This window comes from Streptomyces yangpuensis (genome assembly GCF_024666385.1).
In the GTDB taxonomy this organism is placed as follows: domain Bacteria; phylum Actinomycetota; class Actinomycetes; order Streptomycetales; family Streptomycetaceae; genus Streptomyces; species Streptomyces yangpuensis.
Window position 1 is genome coordinate 4211208 of sequence record NZ_CP102514.1, and the last position, 18221, is coordinate 4229428.

An 18221-nucleotide genomic window follows, 5' to 3' on the forward strand; every position below is an offset into this window, starting at 1 on the left:
CTGGCGCCGGTCCCCTGTCGTATTTGGGATCAAGAGCGAGGCTTTTGCGCATTCTCACCTTTCTGTTGGTTTCGAGGGATTGATTCCTTATGTCGTTCGTAGAGGTACCGGGGGCCCAGGTCCCGATCAGGATGTGGACCGACCCCGCGTCGGTCGAGGCCGGCGCGATGCAGCAGCTCCACAACGTCGCCACCCTTCCGTGGATCAAGGGTCTGGCCGTCATGCCGGACGTCCACTACGGCAAGGGGGCCACGGTCGGCTCGGTGATCGCCATGAAGGACGCGGTCTGCCCGGCGGCGGTGGGTGTGGACATCGGCTGCGGCATGTCCGCGGTGAAGACCTCCCTGACGGCGAACGACCTCCCGGGCGACCTCTCCAAGCTCCGCTCGAAGATCGAGCAGGCGATCCCGGTGGGTATGGGCCTCCACAGGGAGGCGGTGGACCCGTCGCGGCTGTACGGCTTCTCGGTGGAGGGGTACGAGGACCTGTGGAAGCGGTTCGACTACCTCACCGACGCGGTCAAATTCCGTCAGGAACGTGCCACGAAGCAGATCGGAACGCTCGGATCCGGAAACCACTTCATCGAGTTCTGTCTCGATGAGTCAGGTTCGGTCTGGCTGATGCTGCACTCGGGCTCCCGGAACATCGGCAACGAACTCGCCGCGCACCACATCGGCGTGGCCCGGGGCCTCGCGCACAACCAGAACCTGGTCGACCGGGACCTGGCGGTCTTCCTCGCGGCGACGCCCGAGATGGAGGCGTACCGCAACGACCTCTTCTGGGCGCAGGAGTACGCGAAGTTCAACCGTGCGGCGATGATGAGCCTCTTCAAGGAGGTCGTCCGCAAGGAGTTCCGCAAGGCCAGGGTCTCCTTCGACCGCGAAATCAGCTGCCACCACAACTACGTGGCGGAGGAGCGGTACGACGGCATGGACCTCCTGGTCACCCGTAAGGGCGCGATCCGCGCCGGCAGCGGTGACTACGGGATCATCCCCGGCTCGATGGGCACGGGCTCGTACATCGTGAAGGGGCTCGGCAACGAGAAGTCCTTCAACTCGGCCTCGCACGGTGCGGGCCGGAAGATGAGCCGGACGGCGGCGAAGAAGAAGTTCTCGGCGCGCGATCTGGCGGAGCAGACGAGGGGTGTCGAGTGCCGTAAGGACGCGGGCGTCGTGGACGAGATCCCGGGTGCCTACAAGTCGATCGAGCAGGTCATCGACCAGCAGACCGACCTCGTCCAGGTCGTGGCCAAGCTCAAGCAGGTCATCTGCGTCAAGGGCTGAGGACTGAGGCCCGGACGCGGCCGGCGCGGTGGTCGCCGCTGTGGGGCTGTCGGGGGAGTGGAGGGGCCCGGACCGATCACGATCGGTCCGGGCCCCTCCGCGTTGCTCAGCCCTCGTCGCCGTCGAGGAGGAGGTCCACCGAGAGCTCCACGCAGACCCCGAGGGATTCGGGGAGCGGGACGGAGGCGCCCCGCTTGAAGACCTTGCGGAGGCGGTAGGCGCCGTTGCGGGGGTCCGTGTGGAGGACGACCTCGTCGTGGTGGCGGTCGGCGATGACGTAGACGGGAACTCCGGCCCTGGCGTAGCTCTCGACCTTGATGCCGATGTCGTCCGACCAGTTCGAGGAGGTGACCTCGACGATCAGGCGGAAGGCATCGGGGGAGTAGCAGTTGTAGGCGGTCCGGGTGCGCTTGTAGTCCGCCTCGACCAGGGCGAAGTCGGGGATGGCGAAGTCGTCCGGCCCGGTCGGCAGCGCGATGCCGATGGTCTGGAGGTACTTCAGTCCGGCCTTTCTGGCTCCGGCTGCCGCGAACTCCTCGATGAGCCACGTGAGCGTCTCCGAGTGCGCTCCGTCGGCGGGTGGTGTCACGGTGAGCCTCCCCTGGAGGATTTCCACTCGGTGTCCGGGAAGCTCCTTGGAGAGTCGATCGGCGGCTTGCGCGATCGTGGTCTCGTGCTGCATCACGGCCATAGCTTCCTCCCTCTGAGGGCCCACGCTTTCGGATCGTAGCCGCGCCCGCCGACGTACCGTGCGCATTCACCCGTACGGGCTCGGCGGAGTCGAGAGGGCAACTCCCCTCCGGTGCAGGAGGGTTGACCGGACCGCGCTCGGGCCGCCGGACTGGTCGGGCCGGCGGCCCTGCGGTCGCGCCTGAGAAGTGCCGCAGTCGTCTAGAGCTCGCGGTGGACCTTGGTGTTCGAGGCCTGGGCGCGGGGGCGGACCACCAGGAGGTCGATGTTGACGTGGCTGGGACGGGTGACGGCCCAGGTGATGGTGTCGGCCACGTCGTCGGCGGTCAGGGGCTCGGCGACGCCGGCGTAGACCTTGGCCGCCTTCTCCGCGTCGCCGCGGAAGCGGGTCTTCGCGAACTCCTCCGTCCGGACCATGCCGGGGGCGATCTCGATGACGCGTACGGGCTGGCCGACGATCTCCAGGCGGAGGGTCTCGGCGAGGACGCGGGCGCCGTTCTTGGCGGCGACGTAGCCGGCGCCGCCCTCGTACGTGGCGTGGCCGGCGGTGGAGGAGAGGACCACGACCGTGCCGTCGCCGGAGGCGGTGAGGGCGGGCAGCAGGGCCTGGGTGACGTTGAGCGTGCCGATGACGTTGACCTCGTACATGGTGCGCCAGTCGGCGGGGTCGCCGGTGGCGACGGGCTCGGCGCCGATGGCGCCGCCGGCGTTGTTGACGAGGACGTCGCAGCGGTCGAGGGAGGCGGCGAGGGCGTCGACGGCGGCGCGGTCGGTGACGTCGAGGGCGTGGGCGGTCGCGGAGTGGCCGGCCTCGCCGAGTTCCGCGGCGAGGGCTTCGATGCGGTCCTTGCGGCGGGCGGTGAGGACGACGTGGTAGCCGGCGGTGGCGAGCTGTCGGGCGGTGGCTGCGCCGATGCCGCTGCTCGCACCGGTGACTACGGCGGTTCGGGTGGCGGCCGTGCTCATGTGCGGGCTCCTCGGTCGTTCGTATGGGCGATTACCCGCCAGCATAGGCGCGGTGGGGCGGCTCAGCGGCTGCGCGGGGCGTACATGATCACGGCCATTCCGGCGAGGCAGACGAGGGCGCCGACGATGTCCCAGCGGTCGGGGCGGTAGCCGTCGGCGACGGCGCCCCAGGCGAGGGAGCCGGCGACGAAGACCCCTCCGTAGGCGGCGAGGACCCGGGCGAAGTCACCCTGGGGCTGAAGGGTCGCGACGAAGCCGTAGAGGCCGAGGGCGATCACGCCGGCGCCGATCCAGGCCCAGCCCTTGTGTTCGCGTACGCCCTGCCAGACGAGCCAGGCGCCGCCGATCTCCAGGAGGGCGGCGAGGGAGAAGAGGGCGGCGGAGCGGGCGATCAGCATGGCTCCAAGGTACGCAGGGCAGATGGGGGTGGGCCCGCCCTCGTTCGTGTGATGGTCCGACTTTTCGGGGCCGGCTGGGGCTAGCTTCCGCGCGAGACGCGAGACGCGAGACGCGCGTCGCGTCTCGTGAGGAGGAGGTGGTGGCGGTGCGCCGTGTCGCCGTACGGAGTGTGGTGGTGGCCGGGTTGCTGGCGTTGGGGGCGGGTGTGCCCGGGCCGGCGCAGGCGTGGGGTTCGGGGTGGGGTCCGGGTTCGGGGTGGGCCGGGCCGGAGGCGGACGTCTCGTACCACGGCCGGGTGGCCCTGTCGGGGTCGCAGTTGAGGGTGTGGCTGGTTCCGGAGAACGACGGGCCGGCCGCGCTGCCGAACGCGACGCTGCGGGTGCGGTTGTCGGCGGACCTGGCGGACCGGCAGCAGCTGGCGGAGGGCTGTGCGCGGGCCGGTCTGCGGGAGGTGGTGTGCGAGACGGGACCGTTGCCGCTGCGCGGGCGGGGCAGGCACGTGGGGCTGGCGCTGGAGCTGCGGGAGCGGGTGCCGGAGGTGGTGGTGCGGGTGGACACGTGGTGGAACGGCGGTGCGACGGACCGGAACCACGCGAACGACGACCACGTGGTGCTGGCCCTGGACACCGGCGACGCCTACGCCTTCTAGCCGCCAGGTCCCGATCGAGCCGCCGCTGTCGCGGTCGTCGCCGCTGCGGTCGCCGTCGCGGCAGGGTCTGGCCCGCGGCCGGGGCCGGGCCGGGGCGGTCGGTGTGGCTTTCGCCGGTTCCGGCCTTGGGCCGCACGCCGGGAGCCCGGCTCCCGGCCGCATGGCCGGCTCCCGGCCGCATGGCCGGCTCCTGGCCGGGGGCGGGTGGGCGGTGGTGCTGGTGTCGCCGTCGCCGGTTCCGGCGCCCGGCCCGGGACACATGCGGCTCTGGGCCGCACGCCCGGAGCCCGGCCCCGGCCGCATGGCCGGCACTGGCTGGAGGTGGGCCGGCGGCGGTGCTGGCGTCGCCGCCGCCGGTTCCGGCGCCCGGCCGGGCACCTATAGTCCGGCCCCCGGTCAGGCTCGGCCCCGGCCGCAGGCCCGGTTCGCAGGGCCGGGGCGGCCCCGCCCGAGTCGTTTGCTCGGAGCCCGGTCCGCACGCCGGCAGGGCCTCAGGCCGGGCCGAATTCGACCAGGGCTTCGTCGACGATGCGTTCCAGGCGGGCGTGGTGTGCGCCGCGCCAGTAGACGCGTTCGCAGGCGGTGCATTGGGCGAAGACGTCGTAGGAGCGGTGCGTGCCGTGTTCCAGGCGGTCGCCGACGCTCTCCTTGTCGGCTTCGTGGAGGGGACCGTTGCAGGCGGTGCAGCGGGTCCAGGGGGCGAGGGCGGGGGCGAAGCGGCCCAGCACGTCGCGCAGTTGCTCGTCGGGGTTGTCGCTGTAGATGTACGCGCCGGCGAAGATCTCGCGGCGGCGGAGCAGACCGCGGTCGCGGGAGAGCAGGACGCGCTGTTCGGCGGCGGAGCGGGTGGCCAGGGCGGGGTCGCCGATGTCCTCGTTCTCGTAGGCGGCGTCCACGCCGAGCAGGCGCAGGCGGCGGGCGAGCGTGCCGAGGTGGACGTCGAGGAGGAAGCGGAGCGGGGCGCCGGGGACGTGCTGGGGGCGCTCGACGCCGAGTACCTCGACGCTCTGGCCGTCCCGGGGCACGTAGGAGACGGGGACCTCGTGGCCGTCGACGAGGAGGCGGCCGACCTCGGTGAGCGGGACTCCGGCGGATTCGACGACGTGGCCGAGGCTGGAGGCGCCGTCGGTCGCGGTCGGTACGCGGTCCGCGCGTCGGCTGGGCGGGGCGAAGAGGCGCAGTTCGGGCGCGAGGGTGAGCTGAATGCCGGGTCCGTTCACCCTGTCAGCATGCCATTGCCCGGTGGCCGGTCGCCCCTGATTTCAGGAGGCCGCGGCGGCCCGGTCGTAGGTGTCCCGGTGGGTGCTGACCTCGTCGAAGTGGTTCTCGGCCCAGTCCTTCACGGAGGAGAGGAGGCAGCCGAGGCTGGCGCCGAGGTCGGTGAGCCGGTAGTCGACGCGGACGGGGACGGTGGGGGTGACGTGGCGGGTGACGAGGCCGTCGCGTTCGAGGGAGCGCAGGGTCTGGGTGAGCATCTTCTGGCTGACGCCGGGGATCCTGCGGCCGAGGTCGCTGTAGCGCATGGAGCGGTCGTCGGCCTCGCCGAGGGCGCTGACGATGAGGCCGACCCACTTGTCGCTGATGCGGGCGAGGAGCTGGCCGGTGGGGCACTCCTTGAGGAAGGCGTCGTAGGCGGAACGGGCTTCCTCGCGGCGGGCGGCGGCGGTGCTGGTGGCCATGGGGCACCCACTTCCGGGTCGGGTACGCACCTTCGAGTACGTACTTACGAAAGGAGAGTACCTCTCCCTAGGTTAGTGGTCATCGGAACGAGCGAAGACGACGCAACGGAACGGGGAGAACGATGAGCGAGCAGCAGACGGTACGGACGATGGTCGCGGCCGTGGTGAACGGGTTCGGCGGCCCGGAGCGGGTCGAACTGGCCGAGGTGCCGGTGCCGCGCCCGGCGGCTGGCCAGGTCAGGGTCAGGGTCGGGGCCGCCGGGCTCAATCCGGTGGACGCGGGGGTCCGCTCCGGGATCTTCGGCGGCGCGGGAGAGCGGCTCGGTCTCGGCTGGGACGTCGCGGGGGAGATCGACGAGACCGGCCCGGGGGTGACCGGCTGGAGCCGAGGGGACCGGGTGGTGGGACTGCACTACGGCACGGTGAAGCCGCTGGGCACGCACGCCGAGTACGTGGTGCTCGACGCCGGCGCGGTGGCCGCCGCGCCGGCCGGGGTGGACGTCCCGGCCGCGGCGGCGCTGCCGCTGGCCGGTCTGACCGCGGCCCGCGCGGTGGATCAGCTGGGGCTCACCCCCGGCTCGTCGGTGCTGGTCACCGGCGCCGCGGGGGTGGTCGGCGGTCTGGCGGTGCAGCTCGCCGCGCGGGCCGGTCTGGTGGTGACGGCCCTGGCGGGGCCGGACGACGAGGAACTCGTACGGTCGCTGGGCGCGGCCGCCTTCGTCCCGCGCGGCGGGACTCCGGCCGGACCGGTGGACGGTGTGCTGGACGCGGCCGTCCTGGGCGGAGAGGCGCTGACCCTCGTCCGTGACGGCGGGGTCTACGTCGGTCTGATCCCGAACCACGCCCCGGCGGCGGAGCGTGGCATCCGGATCGAGGAGCAGGAGGTCGCCGCGGACGGGGAGCTGCTGGCCCGTCTGGTGGCCCTCGTCGAGGAGGGTGCGCTGACGCTGCGGGTCGCGGAGGTCTTCCCGCTCGCCGAGGCGGTGAAGGCGCACGAGCGGCTGGCGACGCCGGGGGTGCGCGGCCGGATCATCCTGACGGCGTGACCGGGGCCGGGGCCAGGGCCGAGGCCGTGACCGGCGTCGTGACCGGGGCCGGGGCCAGGGCCGGGGCCGTGACCGGGGTCGGCGTCGTGACCGGCGCCGGCGCCGGGGCCTGCGGTCCCACCCGGTGGCGCCAGTCGAGGCTCGGGTGGGGTACGCCGGGCGGGTACTCGAAGTCGACCTCGCCGAGGCATACGAACCCGGCGCGCCGGCAGACGGCGTTGGAGGCGCGGTGGTCGGTTCCGGGGAAGGCGTGCAGGTCGGCGCGGTTGCCGTGGGCCCGTACGTGGGCGAGGAGTTCGGTGAGGGCCGCCACGGCCAGTCCGCGGCCCTGGAACTCGGGCAGGATGCCCCAGCCGGCCTCGTAGACGGGCTCGCCCCGCCATTGCCGCTCCCAGAAGCCGATGGAGCCGACGCTCTCGCCGGTGGCTTCCAGGACCACGCGGAACATCCGCCCCGCGGAGGGTTCCCGCGCGCTCAGGGCCTCGTAGCGGTGCTGGCGGTCGCGGAGCTGCTCGGCGGACTCGGGGCCGCCGAGGTGCCGCGTCATGGCCGGTTCGTTCGTTCGCTCCAGCAGGGGGAAGTCCGCGGCGGACCAGGGCTCCAGGCGTATGCGTGTCTCCTTCATGGAGCAACCCTAGGCACGGCAGCGGGTCATGACAGCACGTCAGTATCCGGTGCCGCGGTGTGACGAAGGGGCGTCGGGGGGTGGCCGGGGCCGGCGGGCGCCGAGATTTTCTTGCGCGTGTGCGTGGCTCGTCCGGGCGCTGCGGATCCGGACAGTGTCCCCCTGTGCCGTCCCGTCGCGCCCCGGGCGCGGCTGACCTGCGCCGGGTCCATGGCCGAAGCGGGGGCGGTGCGCCGAAATGGAGGGCGGCCGGCGCGGATATCGAACACTGAATGATCAATTCCAGGCGCCGGATATCCCTGTTGCAAAGGGAATTGACCTTTGACTTCCGATCGGCGTGGCCTAGCCTGGCTGTCAGCCGACCGGGGGGAAAGGGCTTCGGCTGCCCTGCCCTCTCACTGCATCAGTCACCACCCGACGAGGGGGAGTAACGAGTGCTCAGTAAGAGGATTTCGGCCGGATTCATCGCGATGGCGGCCGTCGCCGGCGTCGTCGCCGCGGCACCGTCCGCATCGGCCGTGGACCGTACCTGCTACGACGGCAATTTCTGCATCTACAAGGACCGGGACTACTCCCAGAACAACTCGATGTACCGGACGAAGTACGAGTCCGCGCGCTGGGACATCGACATGCCGGCCGTCTACGAGGCCGACAGCTCCTGGTGGAACCGGCGCGGCCAGTCCTCCAAGACCTACGGCGGTCGCTGGATGTCGCTGGGCGTCGAAATCTGTCTCATTCCCGGCGGTTCCGTGAACTACTACTGGGACGCCAACGACGATGGTGCGAGCAACACGCTGAACGACGGCTCCCGCTGCTGACCATCGCTCGAAGGCCGGGCCGCCCCGCAGTGCGGGGGCGGCCCGGCCGCACCCTCCGGAGGACACGGACATTGAACAAGCGCACCCGGGCTGTGACGGCGATCGCGGTGGTGGCGGTGTTGACGGGCTCCGCCTCCGCCTGCTCGGAGGAGTCCCCCAAGGACATGGAGACGGCCCGCCGGGCCCAGGCCGCGCTCGACAGTGCCAACGAGGCGCTGGATCAGGAGCGTGAGGCCGAGACCAAGCTGATCCGCAAGTGCATGAACGACCAGGGCTTCAAGGTCTTCCCGTCCGACGGCGCCAACAGCAGCAAGGGCAAGAAGCGCAGCGAGGACCTCACCCCGACGTCCGAGGCCGCGCGCACCGTGGGCTACGGCGCGGACCCGCGCCGGTCGGAGAACCAGAAGACCCAGGAGGCCGGCGACGACTTCGACGCGCTGCCCGAGGACGTCAAGCGGGCCCACAGCATGGCCATGGACGGCTACGTCGACAAGCCCGAGGGCGGGGTCGAGTTCGACTTCGGCGGCGGCAAGGTCATGGTGCCGTCGAAGGGCTGCCGGGGCGAGACGCTCAAGGCCGTGTACGGGGACGTGAAGGAATACCTGCGGCTCAACTGGACGGTGTACAACACCGTGAAACAGGACAGCGCGCGCATTCTCGGCGACGACGACGCATATCAGAAGGCGTTGTCGGAATGGGCCTCCTGCATGAAGGCCGGCGGCTATCCGGAGATTCCGACTCCCGAAAAGGCCAGGGAGGCGGCGCTTTCCCATTATGTGAATGTTCCGGACGGTGATACCGCGGCGCTCGACAATGCGCAGCGCGCCGAGATCAAGCAGGCCACCACCGATGCCGACTGCGGTACGAAGGTCGGGCTCAACACGAAGGCGCGGGAGGCGAAGAGCAAGGCCTCCGCCGATTCGCTGGTGAAGCACGAAGCCGAGATCACCGCCTGGCTGGAACTCATCACGAAAGCCAAGGCCAAGGCACAGGAACTCCTGCGAGAGACGTCGTAATACCGTGATGAGCCTCGAACGCCCCGAGGGGCCCCAGGAGGCCGAGCCGTCCGGCGGGCGGGCCCGGCACCGGTCCAGGAGGGCCCTCGTCATCGCCGCCGCCGTCGTCGTGCTGTTCGGAAGTTCCGGATCGGTCTGGTGGATCGCGTCCCAGGCCAGAACGCCCGAGCAGCGTGCCTCGAACGCGGCGGCGCCGCCGCCCTCCCGGATCACGGGGAAGGTCTCCGACCAGCAGCTCGTCGAGAAGATGGAACTGACCGGGAAGGTCGAGACGGCCTCACGGACCACCGTCGCCGGCGTCCAGCCGCAGGGCACCAGCCGCGCGGTCGTGACGGGCCTGCCCGCGGCCATGGGCAAGACCCTCAAGGCCGGTGCGGTCGTCGCCGAGGTCTCGGGCCGGCCGGTCCTGCTGCTCCCGGGGCGCTTCCCCGCGTACCGGGACCTGAAGGCGGGCGACAAGGGCCCGGACGTCCAGCAACTCCAGCGCGCGCTGCAGCCGTTGTACGGGACCGCCGTGAACGGCACGTACGGACCGGCCACCGTCGAGGCGGTACGCAAGCTGTACGCGGCGGCCGGGTATGAGGCGCCCTCCGGGCAGGGCCAGAGTCAGGGCGGCAGCGGTGCCGGCGGCGGTGCCGGCGGGGGCGGTACGAGCGGGGGCGGTGCCCCGTCCGGCGCGTCCGGCGGCGGCAGCGCGCCGCGCGGCGGCGCGGAGACCGACGGCGGCACGGGCGCGGCCCCCGGTACCAAGGCGGGCGCGAGCGCGCCGCCCGCCCGCGGCCCCGACGCGCCGCCCGCCTCCGGACCGGCCAAGGCCGGGGAACTGCTGCCGGCCGCGGAGGTCGCGTACATCGGCACCCTGCCCGCCACGGTGGTGCAGATCACCGCGGCGGTCGGGGACGCGGCCGACAAGCCGCTCGTCGTCCTCGGCAGCGGCGGCCGCCAGGTGCGGGCGACCCTCACCGCGGACCAGCGCACCCGGCTGCGCGATCTGCCGAACGACGCGGTGATCCGCTTCGGCACCGGCCCCTACGAGGGCCGGGAAGGCAGCCTGGGCTCCCTCGCCGGCCCCGCCGACGCCAAGAGCGGCGACCAGCAGGGGAACGCGAAGACCGGCGGACAGGACGGCCCAGGCACGTCCGGCGGCGCGGGTACGGCGGGTACCGCGGGCGCGGGAACCGGCAACGGTGCGAGTGGCGGTGGCGCTGGTGGCGGTGGCGGTGGCGCGGGTCAGCACGAGGCGCTGTTCGTCCCCGGCGGGGCCGAGGCCAAGGAGGGCGCGGTCCAGCAGATCAGCGTGGAGCTGCGGCGCAGCCCCAAGGGCGCGCTGACCGTTCCGGTGTCGGCCGTGTGGACCGACCTCGGCGGCGGGTCCACGGTCACCGTCAGCGACGGCGGCAAGGAGCGCAACGTCGCCGTCGAAGTGCTGTTCACCCATGAGGGGCTCACCGCGGTCACCGCGCTCGACGCGAACCTCGGCGCCGGCGAGACGGTCGTCCTCGTGCGCCGCGGAAAGGCGGCGGACGGCGCCGAAGGGGGCACCGATGACTGACCCTGCGGCCGGTCCGGTGGCCGGTCCGGTGGTCGGCCCGGCCGGCGGCCCGGTGGTCGGCCCGGCGGTCGGCCCGGCCCCCGTCATCGAGATGGCCGGCATCGCCAAGACGTACCCCGGGCCGCCGCCCGTGCACGCGCTCACCGACGTCACGCTCGACATCCGGCCCGGCCGGCTCGCCGCCATCGTCGGCCCCTCCGGCTCGGGGAAGTCCACGCTGCTGAGCGTGCTCGGACTGCTCGACGTCCCCACCCGCGGCCGCTACCTGCTGCAGGGCAGGGACACCACCGACCTGTCCGAACGGGCCCGCACCGCGCTGCGCGCCTCGACGCTCGGCTTCGTCTTCCAGGCCTTCCACCTGGTCCCGCACCTCACCTGCGTACAGAACGTGGCCCTGCCGCTCGTGCACCTCGGCGTGCCCCGCGCCCGGCGGCGGCCGCAGGCCGTCGCGGCCCTGGAATCCGTGGGCCTCGGACACCGCCTCGACGTCCGGCCCACCACCCTGTCCGGCGGGGAGCGGCAGCGGGTCGCCGTCGCGCGGGCGATCGTCCACCGGCCCGCCGTCGTGCTGTGCGACGAGCCGACCGGCAACCTGGACACCGCCAACTCCGCCCGCGTCATGGACCTGCTGACCGGACTGGTGGCGCAGGACCGGGCCGTCGTCGTCGTCACGCACGAACCCGAGGTCGCGGCCCGTGCCGACCGCGTCTTCAAGGTGGTGGACGGCCGTGTTTCGTAGCCGCAGGACGCGTGAGCCGTCCGCGGACGTGGAGGCCGGATCGGACGCGGAGGGGACGGCACCCGCGGCCCCCCGAACGTCCGCCGCGGACCTGCTCGTCCAGGCGTTCCTCGCGCTGTTCGGCCGCAGGTTCCGCACCCTGCTGACGATGGTGGGCATCTCCGTGGGGCTGGCCGCGGCACTCGCCACACTGGGCATCACCGCCAGCGCCGCCGGCGCCGTCTCCGACCAGTTCGACGCCCTCAAGGCGACCCGGGTGACGGTCAAGTACCCGTCGGAACCGGTCGCCGGGGTCCGGCCGCGGCCCGACGGCGGCGACGCCCAGCGGGTACGCGGCCTCAACGGCGTCCGCACCGCGGGTCTCGTCAGCAAGGCCGGTGAACAGCCGGTGGTCTCCCGGCTGGCGTCGGGCGGGTCGAACGACCTGCCCGAGGGGACGGTCCTGGCCGCGCAGCCCGACGCCCTGCTGGCCATGTCGGCCGAGCTCACCCAGGGCCGGTGGTTCGACACCGGGCACGACGCGCGGCGGGAGCGGGTGGCGCTGATCGACACCGCCGCCGCGTCCCGGCTGACCGTCGACGGCGGGGCCGGCAACTCCGTGATCCACGTCAACGGTGTCGCGTTCAGCGTGCTCGGCGTCTTCCGCGCCCCCACCGGCGACACCGACCTCACCGGCTCCGTCGTCGTCCCCTACTGGGCCGCCCTCCAGGACCCGGCCGGGCTGGGCTTCGCCCCCGCCGAAATGATCATCCGTACGGATCTGGGCGCCGCCGACCAGATCGGAGCCGAGGCCCCCTTCGCCCTGGCCCCGGGCGCACCGGACAAGCTGGTCGCGCTGGTGCCGCCGGACCCCCGGTCCCTGCGCCAGGGCGTCGAGTCGCAGACCCGGGCCCTGTTCCTGGGTCTGGCCGCCGTCTCCCTGGGCGTGGGTGCGCTGGGTGTCAGCAACACCGCCTACGTGTCCGTCCTGGAGCGGCGCTCGGAGATCGGCCTGCGCCGCGCCCTGGGTGCCTCCCGGCGGGCGGTAGCCGGGCAGTTCTGCATCGAGAGCGGCCTGGTCGGGCTCGCCGGCGGTGTCGTCGGCACGGTCCTGGGCATCCAGATCACCGCCGTGACCTGCCTGGCCAAGAACTGGCTGGTGGTCCTCGACCCCGCCCTGACGACGGCGGGGCCGCTGGTGGGCCTCGTGGTGGGGCTGGCCGCCGGGCTGTACCCGGCCCTGGCGGCCGCCCGTATCCTGCCGGCCGAGACGCTCCGCGCGGGCGTGTAGGCGGGGCGGTGTCGCGTCGGCGGTGTTTCAGCTGCTTCAGCTGCGCTGGAAGAACTCCACCTCCGCCAGGGCGAGAGGGCGCTGCGGAGCCGAACCGGCGGGCTCCTGGAGGGTCAGCCGGACCGTCGCGACATCGCTGATGCCGGTGGGGAACGTCTGCGGGCCCGGCTTGTCGCTGAGGACGAGCTGCTTGTGGACCGTGGCGCCGTCCCGGTCCGTCACCTCCATGTCGATCCGCAGTGCCCGGCCCTGCTTCGCGTACTCCTCGGGGGCGGGCGAGGCGCCGTTGGTGACGATCACGGCGACCAGACGGAACGGCTTGCCGAAGGTGTACGTCGCCGAGGTGCCGGGGCCGGGCGCGGCCCAGTAGCGGTTGCTGAGGCCGTCCGTGCTCAGGCCCACGGGGTGCCCGGGGAGTTCGGCGCTCGCCTGGGCGCGGGTCGGGGTGACGGCCTTGGCCTTGCCGAGCTTGTCCAGGGTGTCCTGCACGAGGTGCCGTCCGGCGGGCAGCAGCAGGAACCCGGCCGCGCACAGGGCCAGTACGACGGTCAGGACCACCAGGAAGCGGACCAGGCGGCCGGAGCCGGCCCGGGTGCGGCGGCGGAACGGCCAGACCGTGCGCCACCACGGCAGGGGGGCCGCGATGGTGGAGGGCGTCAGCGGAGCCGCGCAGCGGCGGCAGAAACGGCGGTCCGGCGGGTTGGGCGTCCCGCAAGCCGGGCACGGCACGCCGGCGACGTCGTCGCTCACGGCGAGCGGCCGCACGACGGGCCGCGGCGCGACGGGCACGCCGGGCAGCACGGGAGCCGGGGACGCTGCCGCTGGGTGCGCGGGCGCCCCCGCCGCGGGCCCGGCCGCGCCCGCCCGTTCCGGCCCGCGCCCCGAATCCGCCGCGCGCGCGGGTGCCACGGGCTGGGGGCCGACGGTCTGTTCCGGGCTCCGGCCCCGATCCCCGGCGGGCCCGGTCCCGCCCGCTCGCTCCGGGCTGCGGGCCCGATCCGCCGCCGGGTCGGAGTCGGGTGCGTGCTCCGGGCCGCCGGCCCGGCCTGTCGCCGGTGCGGGCGGGTTGGGCCGCCTGCGCAGCCAGGACAGCCACCGGTTCGCGGTGGTCGGAGGGGAGGCGGGAGAGCCGTCCCGCTCCGGGACGGCATCGCCCTCTCGGGTGGCTTCCCGGGCTGCGCCCCGCTGGGGCGTTTCGCCCGGGGTGGTGGCTTCGCCGGGTGTGCCCTGCCGGGGTGCGTCGCCCGGAGGTGTGGCCTCTTGGGCTGTGCCCTGTGGGGCCGTTCCGCCCGGAGCTCTCGTCCTATGGGCGGTGGCCTCCTGGAAAGTGCCTTCCTGGGACGTGTCCTGCCGAGGGATGCCGGTCTGGGGCGTGCCGCTTCGAGGCGCGTCGGCCCGAGGGGTGGCCCCCTGGTGGGTGCCGTCCCCGGCTGTCCCGTTCAGGCCCGTGCTCTGCCGGGGCAGGTGGCCCTGGGTTCCGGGTGCCATGCCCTGGGGGGTGGCCGCCCCGGCCGTGCCGCCTTGGGGCGTTCCGTCCGGGGTGGTGGCATGGCCGGGCGTGCCCGGTCTGGGGGTGTCGCCCGGAGGTGTGGCCTCCGGGGCCGTCTGGCCCCGCCGGGGCTGGTGGTCCTGGGTTTCGGGGGTCGTGACCTGGGGGGTGGCCGCCTCGGCCGTGTTCCCGTGGGGCGTTCCGCCCGGGGTGGTGGCATGGCCGGGCGTGCCCGGTCGGGGGGTGTCGCCCGGAGGTGTGGCCTCCTGGGCCGTGCTCTGCCGGGGCGTTCCCGGGGGCGTGGCCCTTTGGGCGGTGGCCTCCTGGGGAGTGCCTTCCCGGGCCCTGTCCTGCCTTGGGGTGCCGGTCCGGGGCGCGTCGGCCCGAGGGGTGGGCTCCTCGTGGGCGCCGTTTCCGGCTGTCCCGTTCCGGTCCGTGCTCTGTCGAGGTGCGCCGGCCGGAGGGGTGGCTCCCTGGTGGGTGTCCTCCCGGGGCGCGCCTGGCTGAGGGGTGGGCTCCTGGGGGGTGCCGGCCCCGGCCGGGTCGCTCCGGGGTGGGTCGTTGCGGGGTTCGTTCTGCCCGGGCGTGTCCGCGCCGTTGCGGGGGGTGGGGGTCGACCAGTTGAGGTAGGCGCCGCAGTTGGGGCAGAAGTCTTCCGTCGGGGCGGTGGGCGATCCGCAGGCGGGGCACGTGCGCATCGGGGTCAGCTCCCTTCGGTCGCGGGCGGGCCGGGCAGGATCTCCACCCGGCAGAGCGTGTGGACGGGGCACAGGGTGCGGACCAGCGCGCGGACCCGGTCCGCGTCCACCTCGGGCACGGCGCCCGGGCCGCCGCGCGGCCAGACCCGTACGAGGACCTCCCCGGCCGCCGCCGGGGTCGGCTCGGTGCCGGCCGTGCGGGACCAGACGGCCGCGCCATCACCGCTGACGTCGGCGGACACGCCGAGGACCAGCCGCAGGGCCTCGACGAGCCCGCGCCGGGTGCCGCGCCACCGGTGCAGTTCCACCGCGCGGGCCACCGCCTCGCGCCGCAGCGCGGTCGGCCAGTCGGGGTCGTCCGCACCGCCGACCCAGGAGGCCAGCCAGGCGAGGAAGTCGGCCGGGGCCAGCCGCGGGTCGAAGTACGAGGGCAGGTTGTCGAGGGTGGTGAACACCGGGGCCAGGACGGTGTCCAGGCCCGCCGTGAACCGCTGGGCGAAGTCGTCGTCGGCGTACAGCGCGGGCAGCTGTTCGCCGATCGGGTGCCGGCTGGGCAGGCCGGGTACGGCGGCCCGGCTCATCCGTGCACCTCCTGCTCGGTGACGACGACCTGGTGCTGGTAGGAGAAGACGAGCGTGCCCGCGCCGACGTCGATGCGGTCGACGGGGGCCCCGCGCCGCCCGGTGATCGGGTCGGCGGCGAACAGCCGGATCTCCTCCACCAGGACGTCCCCGACGGCGCGTTGCAGTACCCCGAACACCTCGCCGTACTGCACGGGCCGGCCGAACGGCCAGCCCGTTCCGTCGGGCCCGCCGTGCAGCGGGTTGAGGTGCCGGAACAGCGCGGCGAGCGCCGCGTCGCGCACCCGGTCGGCGTCGGCGGCGGGCGCCGACAGCCGGGCGACGACGGTGACGCCCTGGTAGACGGGCGGTTCCACGACGAGGCTGGTGCCGATCAGGCGCCGTTCGTCGAGGGTCGTGGTGATCGCGGCGAGGACCTGGTCGGAGGGGATCAGCTGCTCGAAGCGGAGCCGGTCGCCCTCGTCGGCGACCGCGTCGGGAACCACCAGGACCCGTACCGAGCCCGCGCCGCGCCCGCCGTCGGTGGCGGGCAGGCAGCGGACCCGGCGTACCGAGGGCGCCGCCCGGCGGGCGATGATCTCGTAATCCTCGGCCGTCACCGCGCGTTCCTGCATGCGCAGGGCCTCGGGGGCGCGCAGCTTGGCGTTGTCGATGGTCTCCCCGGCGACACCGCCGCGCGCCGCCTCCCGGTTGGTGACCCGGGCGACGTACGGGACGGAGCTGCGCAGTACGGAGATCGCGCCGCGCGAGACGTTGCCCGCGGGCCCGCCGCCGGTGCGGTGGCGGGTCACCCGGATCTGCGCGCCCTTGGGGGGTACGGCGCCGCAGGGGCGCAGGCTGCCGTCGGCCTCGCGCAGCACGGGCGGGAAGGAGAACTCGCCGGTGGTGGCGTCCACTCGGACGTGCCGGTCGTCGGGTCCGGAGCGGCCGAAGTGCTCGACGATCTCCCAGCGCTGCCAGCCGTCGACGGAGGACACCTCCACCACCGGGGGTTCCCCGTCGAGGAGTACGGGCGGCCTGCCGAGGCGGAAGCTCTGCCCGGCGACGCCCTCCGAGGTGCCGAGGGGGACGTCGCTCACGCGCTCGGCGTGCTCGACGGTCATGGTGCCGCCGACGGTGAAGACGGCGGCCTCGCGGACGGTCGGGGACTCGGAGTAGAAGGGCTGGCCGGGCTCGGGTTCGGTGACCCGGCAGCGCAGCCAGCCGGCGCGGGTGCCACTGATGACGGACGCGGTGTGTCCGGCGGGGACGTACACGATGATCTCGCCGGGCCGGTTGAGGCCGCCGGTGCTGTCGGAGTCGGTGGCGCAGCGCTGCCAGCGGCCGCCGTCCCAGGCCTCCCAGACCAGCGGTGGCTGGCGCGGGTCGACGCCGACGCCTTCGACGCGGCTGTCGAGGCGCACGGCGACGACGCACCGCGGCACCGCCGTCGGCAGGCCGAAGAGCAGGGCGTCGCCGGGTTCGGGCGTCGCCTGGAAGCAGGGGATGTCGCGGCCCTCGGTGAGCGCGCCGGTCCGGTCGGCGGGCTCGCCGGTGCGGGGCGCGGCGACCAGTCTGGTCAGTTCGCTGGGGAAGATCCGCAGGTCGTCGGTGGTGGCGAAGACCACGGCCTCCTCGGTGTCGCCGGCCGCGGTGGTCACCTCGGTCGTCACCTCGGTGCCCGCGGGCAGGGTGACGGTGTCGGGCTGGGGGGCCGAGAGCCAGAAGTCGACGTCGGCGGTGGCGGCCGAGGGCGGGTACAGCTGGATGCCCAGCAGGTCGAGGAATGCCAGGTAGTTCTTGTCCGGGACCCGGTTGAGCCGGTACAGGAGCTGGTCGACGAGGTAGGCGAACGTCTCGATGAGGGTGACGCCGGGGTCGGAGACGTTGTGGTCGGTCCACTCGGGGGCGCGCTGCTGCACGTACCGCTTCGCCTCGTCGACGAGCTGCTGGAACCGTCGGTCGTCCAGGTTGGGGGAGGGCAGGGCCATCAGTCCGCGACCATTTCCTCGGCCCCCTCCTCGGAGGGGATCGTGTAGAAGGGGAAGACCAGGTTGCGCCGGTCGTTGGTGGTGCGCACCGTGTAGTGCACATCGATGTAGAGGGTGCCCGCCTCGACGGCGTCGAAGGCGACGACGACGTCGTCGACGGTGATCCGGGGCTCCCACCGTTCCAGGGCTTCGCGTACCTGCTGGGCGACCCGGCCGGCGGTGTCGCCGTCGCCGGGGGCGAAGACGTACTCGTGGATGCCGCAGCCGAATTCGGGCCGCATGGGCCGTTCGCCGGGGGCGGTGCCCAGGACGAGGCGGATGGCCTCTTCCAGTTCGCGTTCCCGTTCGACCATGGCGATTCCGCCGGTCGGGCCGACCCGCAGGGGGAACGCCCAGCCACGGCCGATGAAGCGTTCGCTCATCACATGCCTCCGATCAGGACGTTCATGGCGCCGGTGAGGATCTGTGCGCCGCAGGCGGTCTGGTCGCGCGCGCGGGCCGCGGGGAGTCCGCCGATGAGGACCGTTCCCGCGGTGAGGGCGGCCGGGTTCGGCACGATCACGTTGGCGGGGCCGAGGGCGGCGTGCGGCGGGACCACGCAGACGTGCAGGCTGCCCACGACGGCGGCGGGCCGGCCGCCGATCAGCACCGTGGCCACCCGCGCGGCGGCGCCGGGCGGTGGCGTGGCGATCCGGCCACCGTGGTTGGTGGGGTCGCCGGTACGGGCTGCGGCTGGCATCGGTGCTCCTCG

At 73.5% G+C, this 18221-nt stretch carries 19 protein-coding genes; 8 read left to right on the forward strand and 11 right to left on the reverse strand.

Translation table 11 applies throughout. The features are described 5' to 3' along the window. The first annotated feature begins 89 nt into the window (after positions 1-89). A complete protein-coding gene (locus tag NRK68_RS19270) occupies positions 90-1283 on the forward strand; it encodes an RtcB family protein (RefSeq protein ID WP_183067061.1) in 1194 nt (397 codons plus the stop codon). A gap of 106 nt (positions 1284-1389) precedes the next feature. Here the strand turns inward: NRK68_RS19270 and NRK68_RS19275 are convergent, their stop codons facing one another. The 3 genes from NRK68_RS19275 to NRK68_RS19285 form a co-directional block, all read right to left on the reverse strand. Beyond that, positions 1390-1974: a Uma2 family endonuclease gene (locus NRK68_RS19275; protein WP_183067060.1), complete on the reverse strand. Its 585-nt coding sequence runs from the start codon at positions 1972-1974 to the stop codon at positions 1390-1392. Between the two features lie 200 nt (positions 1975-2174). Next, complete coding sequence (locus tag NRK68_RS19280; RefSeq protein ID WP_183067059.1) at positions 2175-2939, reverse strand: SDR family NAD(P)-dependent oxidoreductase; 765 nt, start codon at positions 2937-2939, stop codon at positions 2175-2177. 62 nt (positions 2940-3001) lie between these two features. Continuing rightward, positions 3002-3337, reverse strand: coding sequence for a YnfA family protein (locus NRK68_RS19285; RefSeq protein WP_183067058.1), 336 nt, complete (start codon positions 3335-3337; stop codon positions 3002-3004). 140 nt (positions 3338-3477) lie between these two features. Here NRK68_RS19285 and NRK68_RS19290 point away from each other — a divergent pair, with 140 nt between their 5' ends. After that, on the forward strand, positions 3478-3987 hold the full coding sequence (locus NRK68_RS19290; RefSeq protein WP_257856310.1) for a hypothetical protein: 510 nt from the start codon (positions 3478-3480) through the stop codon (positions 3985-3987). 491 nt (positions 3988-4478) lie between these two features. Here NRK68_RS19290 and NRK68_RS19295 read toward each other — a convergent pair whose 3' ends face one another. Continuing rightward, complete coding sequence (locus NRK68_RS19295; RefSeq protein WP_257856311.1) at positions 4479-5207, reverse strand: Mut7-C RNAse domain-containing protein; 729 nt, start codon at positions 5205-5207, stop codon at positions 4479-4481. A gap of 42 nt (positions 5208-5249) precedes the next feature. After that, positions 5250-5666, reverse strand: coding sequence for a winged helix-turn-helix transcriptional regulator (locus NRK68_RS19300; protein WP_257856312.1), 417 nt, complete (start codon positions 5664-5666; stop codon positions 5250-5252). Positions 5667-5815: 149 nt separating this feature from the next. On the opposite strand from NRK68_RS19300, the gene NRK68_RS19305 reads away from it, so the two are divergent. Continuing rightward, on the forward strand, positions 5816-6712 hold the full coding sequence (locus NRK68_RS19305; RefSeq protein WP_257857884.1) for an NADP-dependent oxidoreductase: 897 nt from the start codon (positions 5816-5818) through the stop codon (positions 6710-6712). On the opposite strand, the gene NRK68_RS19310 is transcribed toward NRK68_RS19305, so the two are convergent. Further along, on the reverse strand, positions 6696-7337 hold the full coding sequence (locus NRK68_RS19310; RefSeq protein WP_308296218.1) for a GNAT family N-acetyltransferase: 642 nt from the start codon (positions 7335-7337) through the stop codon (positions 6696-6698). The genes NRK68_RS19305 and NRK68_RS19310 overlap by 17 nt on opposite strands. 434 nt (positions 7338-7771) lie before the next feature. Between NRK68_RS19310 and NRK68_RS19315 the strand changes: the two genes are divergently transcribed. The 5 genes from NRK68_RS19315 to NRK68_RS19335 all read left to right on the forward strand — a co-directional run bounded on the left by NRK68_RS19315 (position 7772) and on the right by NRK68_RS19335 (position 12732). Continuing rightward, positions 7772-8155, forward strand: coding sequence for a peptidase inhibitor family I36 protein (locus NRK68_RS19315; protein WP_183067053.1), 384 nt, complete (start codon positions 7772-7774; stop codon positions 8153-8155). A gap of 71 nt (positions 8156-8226) precedes the next feature. Next, positions 8227-9171: a hypothetical protein gene (locus tag NRK68_RS19320; RefSeq protein WP_183067052.1), complete on the forward strand. Its 945-nt coding sequence runs from the start codon at positions 8227-8229 to the stop codon at positions 9169-9171. A gap of 7 nt (positions 9172-9178) precedes the next feature. Next, positions 9179-10723: a peptidoglycan-binding domain-containing protein gene (locus NRK68_RS19325; protein WP_183067051.1), complete on the forward strand. Its 1545-nt coding sequence runs from the start codon at positions 9179-9181 to the stop codon at positions 10721-10723. Continuing rightward, positions 10716-11462, forward strand: a complete 747-nt coding sequence (locus NRK68_RS19330; protein ID WP_183067050.1) for an ABC transporter ATP-binding protein — start codon at positions 10716-10718, stop codon at positions 11460-11462. The genes NRK68_RS19325 and NRK68_RS19330 overlap by 8 nt, the downstream gene beginning before the upstream one ends. Beyond that, positions 11452-12732 carry an ABC transporter permease gene (locus NRK68_RS19335; protein ID WP_183067049.1) on the forward strand — a complete coding sequence of 427 codons (1281 nt, stop codon included), beginning with the start codon at positions 11452-11454 and terminating at the stop codon, positions 12730-12732. Before NRK68_RS19330 ends, NRK68_RS19335 begins: the two co-directional genes overlap by 11 nt. A 36-nt stretch (positions 12733-12768) precedes the next feature. Here the strand turns inward: NRK68_RS19335 and NRK68_RS19340 are convergent, their stop codons facing one another. The 5 genes from NRK68_RS19340 to NRK68_RS19360 form a co-directional block, all read right to left on the reverse strand. Then, the gene (locus tag NRK68_RS19340; RefSeq protein WP_257856313.1) at positions 12769-13521 is read right to left on the reverse strand and encodes a zinc ribbon domain-containing protein; all 753 of its coding nucleotides are present in this window, start codon (positions 13519-13521) and stop codon (positions 12769-12771) included. Positions 13522-14924: 1403 nt separating this feature from the next. Next, complete coding sequence (locus NRK68_RS19345; protein WP_257856314.1) at positions 14925-15500, reverse strand: phage tail protein; 576 nt, start codon at positions 15498-15500, stop codon at positions 14925-14927. Further along, a complete protein-coding gene (locus NRK68_RS19350; protein ID WP_257856316.1) occupies positions 15497-17470 on the reverse strand; it encodes a putative baseplate assembly protein in 1974 nt (657 codons plus the stop codon). Before NRK68_RS19350 ends, NRK68_RS19345 begins: the two co-directional genes overlap by 4 nt. Continuing rightward, positions 17470-17892 (reverse strand): GPW/gp25 family protein, encoded by a 423-nt coding sequence (locus NRK68_RS19355; RefSeq protein ID WP_030664125.1) that lies wholly within the window; start codon positions 17890-17892, stop codon positions 17470-17472. The genes NRK68_RS19350 and NRK68_RS19355 overlap by 1 nt, the downstream gene beginning before the upstream one ends. Next, positions 17892-18209, reverse strand: a complete 318-nt coding sequence (locus tag NRK68_RS19360; RefSeq protein ID WP_183067045.1) for a PAAR domain-containing protein — start codon at positions 18207-18209, stop codon at positions 17892-17894. The genes NRK68_RS19355 and NRK68_RS19360 overlap by 1 nt, the downstream gene beginning before the upstream one ends. Positions 18210-18221: the final 12 nt, after the last annotated feature.

Excerpts from the sequence above, each read along its gene's own strand:
- NRK68_RS19355 (WP_030664125.1), bottom strand. The coding sequence starts at position 17,892 with ATGAGCGAACGCTTCATCGGCCGTGGCTGGGCGTTCCCCCTGCGGGTC.
- NRK68_RS19285 (WP_183067058.1), bottom strand. The coding sequence starts at position 3,337 with ATGCTGATCGCCCGCTCCGCCGCCCTCTTCTCCCTCGCCGCCCTCCTG.
- NRK68_RS19330 (WP_183067050.1), top strand. The coding sequence starts at position 10,716 with ATGACTGACCCTGCGGCCGGTCCGGTGGCCGGTCCGGTGGTCGGCCCG.
- NRK68_RS19325 (WP_183067051.1), top strand. The coding sequence starts at position 9,179 with ATGAGCCTCGAACGCCCCGAGGGGCCCCAGGAGGCCGAGCCGTCCGGC.
- NRK68_RS19345 (WP_257856314.1), bottom strand. The coding sequence starts at position 15,500 with ATGAGCCGGGCCGCCGTACCCGGCCTGCCCAGCCGGCACCCGATCGGC.
- NRK68_RS19305 (WP_257857884.1), top strand. The coding sequence starts at position 5,816 with ATGGTCGCGGCCGTGGTGAACGGGTTCGGCGGCCCGGAGCGGGTCGAA.
- NRK68_RS19275 (WP_183067060.1), bottom strand. The coding sequence starts at position 1,974 with ATGGCCGTGATGCAGCACGAGACCACGATCGCGCAAGCCGCCGATCGA.
- NRK68_RS19270 (WP_183067061.1), top strand. The coding sequence starts at position 90 with ATGTCGTTCGTAGAGGTACCGGGGGCCCAGGTCCCGATCAGGATGTGG.
- NRK68_RS19280 (WP_183067059.1), bottom strand. The coding sequence starts at position 2,939 with ATGAGCACGGCCGCCACCCGAACCGCCGTAGTCACCGGTGCGAGCAGC.
- NRK68_RS19360 (WP_183067045.1), bottom strand. The coding sequence starts at position 18,209 with ATGCCAGCCGCAGCCCGTACCGGCGACCCCACCAACCACGGTGGCCGG.
- NRK68_RS19300 (WP_257856312.1), bottom strand. The coding sequence starts at position 5,666 with ATGGCCACCAGCACCGCCGCCGCCCGCCGCGAGGAAGCCCGTTCCGCC.
- NRK68_RS19310 (WP_308296218.1), bottom strand. The coding sequence starts at position 7,337 with ATGAAGGAGACACGCATACGCCTGGAGCCCTGGTCCGCCGCGGACTTC.
- NRK68_RS19350 (WP_257856316.1), bottom strand. The coding sequence starts at position 17,470 with ATGGCCCTGCCCTCCCCCAACCTGGACGACCGACGGTTCCAGCAGCTC.